Below are 831 nucleotides of genomic sequence, written 5' to 3'. Positions count from 1 at the left end.
AATATGGTTTTGACGGCATCCGGAACGATTTCCGGATAGAATTTGCCATCACGTTTTAAGATCCTGAAAACAATGGTTTTACCGGCGGTACCAGGTTCCCGTTTTCCCTGAATCCGTTTGGCGCCAAAGTAGGATTCTCCGGGTCGGCAACACCGGAAAACGGTGTATGCTTTGCATACTCGTGAGTCATTCGGCGGCGTAATTGTAAGAAAAGGGTTGTTAACGGTTCGGATACCGACATCGGTTAGTGTGCCGTTAGTGTGCCGTATCAGAAGCAGTTAAACTGGTGGCAGAAAGCCGCAATATCTGCCTGAATTTTTGTTCGGAAAGTTTGCTGAACTTTGGGAATTCGTTTTTTAAGGGATATCAGAAGCTTATCATGCTTTTTATGATTTTGCTTCCTAAGCTCCAACATATTTATTCCACCACGAAAAATAAAACGAAGAGAGTTCAAAAGCTTTGCTACTGCATTACGTACCATAACGTATATGTTCCCTCTTACTTCATTCTGGTTGGTATCAAAACAGGTTGGAGCCACTATAACAGGAAAAATCAAACGCAGTAACATTCTTGTGAGTAAAAAAATTTATCGCCTATATCAATAAAATCTGTACTTACATGTAATGTCCTGCCCTGTATTCAGCACTAACCGCAATAAACCAAAGGTTGTCTGAACGTTCGACTACTTTCAGACAGTTTTTCTGTAAGAAATAACCGAGTTATTTACACAACCGTTTGAGAAATGATGCCTGCCAGATTTCAAACGGCGTATCGCCTTTCAAACTCTTATGCGGCGTAACCGGATGATAAAGATTGACAAAGCGGCACAAC

At 41.5% G+C, this 831-nt stretch carries 1 pseudogene; it reads right to left on the bottom strand.

The features are described from left to right. Window positions 1-175, bottom strand: a pseudogene (locus tag C7N83_RS14020) (IS1595 family transposase); the annotation flags it as partial. Between the last annotated feature and the right edge of the window lie 656 nt (window positions 176-831).

The organism is Neisseria iguanae (genome assembly GCF_003013245.1).
Taxonomy (GTDB): domain Bacteria; phylum Pseudomonadota; class Gammaproteobacteria; order Burkholderiales; family Neisseriaceae; genus Neisseria; species Neisseria iguanae.
The sequence above is the reverse complement of the archived record's forward strand: the minus strand, read 5'-3'. Positions and strand labels throughout refer to the sequence as shown.